This is a genomic window from Mycobacterium sp., assembly GCF_025933915.1.
Taxonomy (GTDB): Bacteria; Actinomycetota; Actinomycetes; order Mycobacteriales; family Mycobacteriaceae; genus Mycobacterium.
Genome location: NZ_JAICZA010000203.1, coordinates 1 through 6,588 on the forward strand (window position 1 = coordinate 1; position 6,588 = coordinate 6,588).

9 protein-coding genes are annotated in these 6,588 nt (G+C 67.8%); 4 read left to right on the top strand and 5 right to left on the bottom strand.

Going from position 1 to position 6,588, the window contains the following annotated elements; genetic code table 11:
- From Q0W90_RS21985 to Q0W90_RS22005, 5 genes are all read right to left on the bottom strand, one after another.
- Positions 1-878 (bottom strand): lyase family protein (locus tag Q0W90_RS21985; RefSeq protein WP_297776591.1); only part of this gene is annotated, 878 nt, incomplete at its 3' end.
- Complete coding sequence (locus Q0W90_RS21990) at positions 875-1,525, bottom strand: protocatechuate 3,4-dioxygenase (RefSeq protein WP_297776593.1); 651 nt, start codon at positions 1,523-1,525, stop codon at positions 875-877. The genes Q0W90_RS21985 and Q0W90_RS21990, both read right to left, overlap by 4 nt.
- Positions 1,518-2,291 (bottom strand): protocatechuate 3,4-dioxygenase subunit beta, encoded by a 774-nt coding sequence (gene pcaH / locus Q0W90_RS21995; protein ID WP_297598876.1) that lies wholly within the window; start codon positions 2,289-2,291, stop codon positions 1,518-1,520. Before pcaH ends, Q0W90_RS21990 begins: the two co-directional genes overlap by 8 nt.
- Before the next feature lie 67 nt (positions 2,292-2,358).
- Complete coding sequence (locus Q0W90_RS22000; protein ID WP_297598878.1) at positions 2,359-2,844, bottom strand: hemerythrin domain-containing protein; 486 nt, start codon at positions 2,842-2,844, stop codon at positions 2,359-2,361.
- Positions 2,841-3,812, bottom strand: coding sequence for a Rieske 2Fe-2S domain-containing protein (locus tag Q0W90_RS22005; protein WP_297598880.1), 972 nt, complete (start codon positions 3,810-3,812; stop codon positions 2,841-2,843). The genes Q0W90_RS22000 and Q0W90_RS22005 overlap by 4 nt, the downstream gene beginning before the upstream one ends.
- 275 nt (positions 3,813-4,087) lie before the next feature.
- On the opposite strand from Q0W90_RS22005, the gene Q0W90_RS22010 reads away from it, so the two are divergent.
- The 4 genes from Q0W90_RS22010 to Q0W90_RS22025 form a co-directional block, all read left to right on the top strand.
- Positions 4,088-5,458 carry an aromatic ring-hydroxylating dioxygenase subunit alpha gene (locus Q0W90_RS22010; protein ID WP_297776598.1) on the top strand — a complete coding sequence of 457 codons (1,371 nt, stop codon included), beginning with the start codon at positions 4,088-4,090 and terminating at the stop codon, positions 5,456-5,458.
- The gene (locus tag Q0W90_RS22015) at positions 5,455-5,982 is read left to right on the top strand and encodes a 3-phenylpropionate/cinnamic acid dioxygenase subunit beta (protein ID WP_297698426.1); all 528 of its coding nucleotides are present in this window, start codon (positions 5,455-5,457) and stop codon (positions 5,980-5,982) included. Before Q0W90_RS22010 ends, Q0W90_RS22015 begins: the two co-directional genes overlap by 4 nt.
- An 11-nt stretch (positions 5,983-5,993) precedes the next feature.
- The gene (locus tag Q0W90_RS22020; protein WP_297698428.1) at positions 5,994-6,272 is read left to right on the top strand and encodes a dihydrodiol dehydrogenase; all 279 of its coding nucleotides are present in this window, start codon (positions 5,994-5,996) and stop codon (positions 6,270-6,272) included.
- On the top strand, positions 6,256-6,588 hold a 333-nt coding region (locus tag Q0W90_RS22025; RefSeq protein ID WP_297776603.1), incomplete at its 3' end, for an SDR family NAD(P)-dependent oxidoreductase. The genes Q0W90_RS22020 and Q0W90_RS22025, both read left to right, overlap by 17 nt.

A 6,588-nucleotide genomic window follows, 5' to 3' on the forward strand; every position in this document is an offset into this window, starting at 1 on the left:
ATCAGGATGGATAGCACGGGGTTTCGCTTGTGCGGCATGGACGACGAACCGCCGCGGCCCTCGGCTGCCGGCTCGCTGAGCTCGGCGATCTCCGGGCGGACCAGCGTGACGATGTTGGAGGCGATGCGGCCCCAGCAGTCGGTGCAGCCGACGAAGGCGTCGCCGACCGCGGTGATCGGTGCGCGCGCGGTGTGCCACGGAGGCCGCAGCGCCAGGCCCAACGCCGTTGCCGCGTTCGCGGCGAGGTCGGCCGACACCCCGGCCGGGTCGGGCGTGCCGGTGAGCAATGCGGCCAGCTCCGTGGTGGCGGCCAAGGTCCCTGCCGCGCCACCGATTTGAGCCGGTGTGGTCAGCGCGGCCACCCGCTCGAAGGCGTCGATGACCCCGTTGAGCCAGCCAGCGGCCTTGGCGCCGAAGGTGGTGGGCGCGGCGTGCTGGGTGAGGGTGCGGGCCACCATCGGCGTGGCCCGGTGTCGTGTGGCGAGTTCGGACAGCGCGGAAATCTGCTCTCTGAGCTGTGTGATCAGGTCATCGGCGACCGCGCGCGCGGCCAGCATCAGACCGGTGTCCAGGACGTCCTGGCTGGTGAGTCCGCGGTGGATCCACGGCGCCACGGCCGGCTCCGCGCGTTCGCGTAGCAGCTTCACCAGCGGAATGACCGGATTGCCACCGTCCTCGGCGGTAACCGCGAGCGCCTCACAGTCGTTGTGCGTGACCAGATTCCACAGGTCGACGCCGACGCAGTCGGCGGGCGTCAGACCGGCGGCCGCCAGCGCGCCCAGCCACGCGGATTCCACCGCGACCATCGACCCCAGCAGCGCCTGATCCGTCATGTGCTCGCCGGCTCGATGGTCTCCGGGCCACAGCAGGTTGGTCATCGCGGGTCCGCCCGATATGCGAGGAATACGGTCTCGGCCGGGCCCTGCAGGTGAATGTCGAAACGGTATGTCGAGGAGCGGTTTTCGGCGACGCAGAGCAAGGTGGGGAGGCGCTCGGTGGAAACGGCCGCCAGCAGCGGATCGGCGTCCGGCTCGGCTCCGGGCAGGTAGGCGCGGGTGAACAGCCGATTCAACAGCCCCCGCGCGAACACGGTGAGCGCGAAGAACGGGGGCCGCCCGTCGATCACCGAGCCGGGGGCCAGGGTGGTGAACGCGTATCGCCCGGTGCCGTCGGTCGCGCACCGGCCCCAGCCGGTGAACGACGCATGGTCGCGATGGCGCCGATCCGCTGCGCCCGGCGCAAGCGCCGCGCTTGCGATCGACGCATGGTCGCGATGGCGCCGATCCGCTGCCGAGCCTCTGCACAGCGAACCGGCTTGCCGCGCAATGCGTCCCGCGCCGTCGGGCTGCCACAGTTCGACCAGTGCATCCGGGACCACGGCGCCGCCGCCGTCGTACACCGTGCCGTGCAGCCGGATGGCCTGCGGATGGCCGTCGTCGACCAGCTTGCTGTCACCGGGGTACGGCAATCCCAGGTCGAGGAAGGGCCCGACGGTTTGCCCTGGCGTGCAAGCTGATTCAGTCATGAGCGCCTTCGGTGGGTGTCGGCGCGCCGCCGGCCAGGACGACGTCCCATCGGTACCCGGTCGCGTACTCCGGCTCGGTGAGGTCGTGGTCGTAGCGGGCGATCAGCCGTTGCCGGGCGGCCGGATCGAGGATCGACTGAAAGATCGGATCCAGCTCGAACATGGGGTCGCCCGGGAAATACATCTGGGTGACCAGGCGCTGGGTGAAAGCGGTTCCGAAGAGGGAGAAATGGATGTGCGCCGGGCGCCAGGCATTGTGGTGGTTGCGCCACGGGTAGGGGCCGGGCTTGATGGTCACGAACCGATACGAGCCGTCCGGCCCGGTCAGACACCGGCCGGCACCCGTGAAGTTCGGGTCGAGCGGGGCCGGGTGCTGGTCGCGCTGGTGGCGATAGCGCCCGCCCGCGTTGGCCTGCCAGATCTCGACCAGTTGACCCGCCACGGGCCGACCGCCTTCGTCGACGACCCGGCCGCTTACCACCACGCGCTCCCCGATCGGCTCACCCGGATGCCCGGCCGTCAGGTCGGCGTCGAGCGGGTCGACGTCTCGATCACCGAAGCACGGCGCCCAGAGTTCGACCCCCTCGGGATCGACAGCGACCAGGGATCGCTTCGGATGGCGCAGCGTCGTGCTGCGGTAGGGCGGATAGTCGAGCCGCGGCTGCCCGTGCGGCCCGACTCCCCCGGCCGCGCCCGGGTATTGCGCTGCGATGCGGGCGATCTCCGCAGTGATGTCAGCCTGAGAAGCGACACACTCGGCGTCCATGAGCCGTGACGCTACTCTCGATGATCCACCGAATCCCGCAAGTGGGCGGCGTTGTCGGTTCGAGAGGCTACAGGGCGCGGATCAACGCCGCGCGGCCCTTGATCCGCAGGCGGTGCACGGCCGAGGCGCGGTATCGCTCGATGGTGGCGGTCATCTGGTTGCCCAACTCCTCGAGCTCCGCATCGGTGATCTTCACTTGCGGCGGAGCCGGGATCATGTCGCGTTCCTCTTCGTCGGCGTGCGCCTCCAGGACGGCCTTGAACGAATTCCACTCGTCCTCGTAGCCGGGGGCGCTCTGCGGGGTCTTGAGCAGCATCGACAGCTGGTCGACCACTTGGCGGTGTTCGGCGTGCGCGACCGCGATCAGCTTGGTGGCCGCGCGCAGCGCCGGGTAGTACAGGTCGTCCTCGATGCGGAAGTGGATGTCGAGTTCGAGCAGCATGTCATCGAAAAGGGCATGGCGCTCTTCGGAATTCACGGGCGCCTCACTGATCTTGCGGCCGAGGCCCTTGAGCACGATGTGGTGATCTTTGAGAACGTCGTAGGCGTTCAATTTGCTCCTCCTTTAGCGATTCCGGCCGCGCCACCGGGAGCGGGCTGCTGCTCACCGCGGACTTCGACCACTCCGTCGACCAACCGGGCCTCGTAGCACGGCAGCGGCGCCGCTGCCGGGCCGCGCACCACTTCGCCGGACTCGGCCGAGAACCATGAGCCGTGCCAGGGACACACCAAGCGGCCGCGGTCCATCCAGCCGTCGGCCATCGGGGCGGCCAGGTGTGGGCAGAATTCTCCGTACGCCCCGACTTCACCGGGCTTGGTCTGACAGACCACCAGGCCCACGCCGTCGACCTCGACGCGCACCGGTTTGCCGTTCAACGAGCTCGCGGGCAGCACCGGCGTCCAGGTGGAGGTGCGCAGCCGCGGGCCCGACTGGTCGATGCCGATGCCGGAGTCGAAGACCAGCGCCCCGCCGAGGTAGCTGCCGGCAACGGTGATGCCGTAGCCGAGCGCGGTGAGCACGATGCCGCGACCGTGGCGCCCCTTGCGCCGGTCCCACCAGGACTGCATGTACAGCGCGGTGGCCGCCACGTTCAACAGGCCGTGCACCGCGCCGACCCGGCGGTCCTCCTCGTGTGTGTGCTGCCAGTCGGTGACGCCGGTGACGGCCGAGCCCAGGCTGGCCAGGATGGCGACCCCGAGGGCGCGGGAGGCGAATCGCGACGCGTCGACGACCTCGGAGACCGGTTGGCCCGGCAGCATGCTGAGTGCGTCCAGCGCCACCGTCGTGCCGAGCGCGCCACTGGTCAGCGATGCCAGCGGCGGGTGCACCGGGTGCCCGAGCCAGACACCGTTGAGCGCGTTGGTGACGGTGTTGCGGGCGCCGCCCAGCCCGTTGTAGGCGAAGCTGAGCAGATGTTCGAACCGATAGCTCGGTCGATCCATCCACTCTTGGCGCCCGATAGCGGCCAGAACCTTCGATCCGACCTGCTGCAATCGACCCCCTCGTGGCCGACCCACCATGGCACCCTGCCTTTCCTCAAATCAGTGGGAAATAACGGGTAAACAACCGCAAACCCGAACGATTACCCCCACTTTACTCCGCGCTCACATACACCGAACGCCGGCCGTGACCCACCGTAGCCGCGGGTTTCCGCCGTGTGAGTGTGCGCATCCTGTGAATCGGCCGAAAGGTTTCTGGTGGACGCCCGGCGGCGCGATCGCCCCGGCGATTGACCAGCGCCGAAGACTGCGAGATTCTACTGAGCGGAGAACATTTCTGTAGAACAGAGGATTCGATGGCGGACCGGGGCGGCGAACTGACCGAGGTCTTCGAGAATGTGCGCCGCGGGATGATCCCCGCGCACATCTACAACGACGCGGAACTGTTCGCGCTGGAGAAGGAGCGGCTGTTCGGGCGGGCGTGGACGTTCGTGGGTCACGAGTCCGAAATCCCGCAGGACGGCGACTACATCGTGCGCCGGGTCCTCGACGACTCGTTCATCATCACCCGGGACTCACACGGCACCGTGCGGGCCGTGTTCAATATGTGCCTGCATCGCGGCATGCAGGTGTGTCGCGCGGAAATGGGCAACGCCTCCAACTTCCGCTGCCCGTACCACGGCTGGACCTACCGCAACGACGGCCGGCTCACCGGGCTGCCGTTCCACCGGGAGGCCTACGGTGGGGACGAGGGGTTCGCCAAGGACCAAACCCTATTGCCCGCACCGAATTTCGCGAGCTACAACGGATTGCTGTTCATCAGCCTGGATCCGAATGCCGAACCGCTGGACGACTTCCTCGGCGACTTCAGGTTCTACCTGGACTACTACACCAAGCAAAGCGCCGGCGGCGTCGAGGTGCGGGGCCCGCAGCGCTGGCGGATCAAGGCGAACTGGAAGATCGGCGCGGAGAACTTCGCCGGCGACATGTACCACACCCCGCACACCCACGCGTCGATCGTCGAGATCGGACTGTTCCGGGAGCCGAAAGCCCAAAAGCGCAAGGACGGCGCCACGTATTGGGCGCACCGCGGCGGTGGGACCACCTACAAACTTCCGCCGGGCACCTTCGAGGAACGGATGCACTACGTCGGCTACCCCGACGAGATGATCGGCCGGATCAAAGAGGCGTGGACGCCGCAACAGCAGCGGGTGGTCGGCGAGGACGGTTTCATGATCTCGGCCGCGACCTGCTTTCCGAACCTGAGTTTCGTGCACAACTGGCCCCGCGTAAGAGACGGGGTGCGCGGGCGGGGCGATGGCCAGCAAGCAGAAGTGCTGCCCTTCATCTCGATCCGGTTGTGGCAGCCGATCAGCGAGAACGAGACCGAGGTGTGTTCGTGGTTCGCGGTGGACTCCGCCGCTCCCCCGCAGTACAAACAAGATTCGTACAAGGCGTATTTGATGTGCTTCGGCTCGACGGGCATGTTCGAACAGGACGATGTGGAGAACTGGGTGTCGCTGACGACAACCGCGGGCGGCTCGATGGCGCGGCGGCTGCTGCTGAACAGCCGGATGGGCCTGCTGGCCGACGACCGCCCCGTCATCGAGGCGTTGGCGCCCAGCGCATTCCACGGCCCCGGACGCGCGCAGGTCGGCTATAACGAACACAACCAGCGCGCCCTGCTGAGCATGTGGGCCGACTACCTGCAGAAGGCCGGCACATGAGGAAACCCCTGCCGTTTAATGACACTCGGCACCTCGAGGCGCATCAGTTCCTGGTGGACGAGGCGTACCTGCTCGACGCCCAGCAGTATGAGGCGTGGCTGGACACGCTGACCGACGACGTCCGCTACACCATGCCGGTGCGGGTCACCACCGCGCGCGGCGCCGGCTTCGACACCTCCCCGGGAATGGACCATTTCGACGAGGACAAATACTCGCTGCGCCAGCGGGTCGCGCGGATGGGCACCGAGCACGCGTGGGCCGAGGATCCGCCCTCGCGGCTACGTCACTTCATCACCAACGTGCGCACGTTCACCGGCGTCGACGAGGAGCATTTGGTGGTCGAATCGGCCGAACTGCTGTTCCGCAGCCGCGGCGACGTCAACGAGGCCGCCCTGATGTCCTGCGGCCGAGAGGATGTGTTGCGGCGCTGCGATGGTCCCCCAAAGAGCTGGAAGCTGGCCCGCCGCACTATCATCGCCGACGAGTCGGTGCTACGAATGCAGAACCTGGCGGTGTTCCTATGAGCGGTGCTCGGATGAATGATGAACTGCAGCAGCTGCTGGACGGCGCCGTCGGCGACCCGCTGTCCGTCGCAAACGAATTCACCGAAGTCGTGGTGCGCCGGGTCGACACCCGCAATGGGTCACGCCTGCTGATCAGCGCGCCCCGATCCGGACAGTGGATCACCCTCGACGCGCTCGAGATCGAGTCATTGACCTGGCAGAACCCCCGTACGCTGGCCGCCATGGTCGGCAATTCCCACGCGCCGCTGCTGCCCGACGATCCCGAGGAGCGCGATGACGAGCTGGCTTGACGGCAAGCGCGCGCTGGTCGTCGGCGCCGGCTCGGGCATCGGTCGGGCCGTGGTCGACGCGTTTCGCGACGAGGGCGCGAAAGTCGCTGTGCTGGAACGTGATCCGGGAAAGTGCGCAGCACTGCGCGCGCAGCTGCCCGACGTACCGGTGGTCGAGGGCGACGCCACCGCCTACGAGGCCAACGAACGCGCGGTCACCGCCGCGGTGGATGCCTTCGGCGGGCTGGACACGCTGGTCAACTGCGTCGGAATCTTCGACTTCTACAACGGCATCGGCGACATCAGCCCCGACGACCTGCCCGGCGCGTTCGACGAA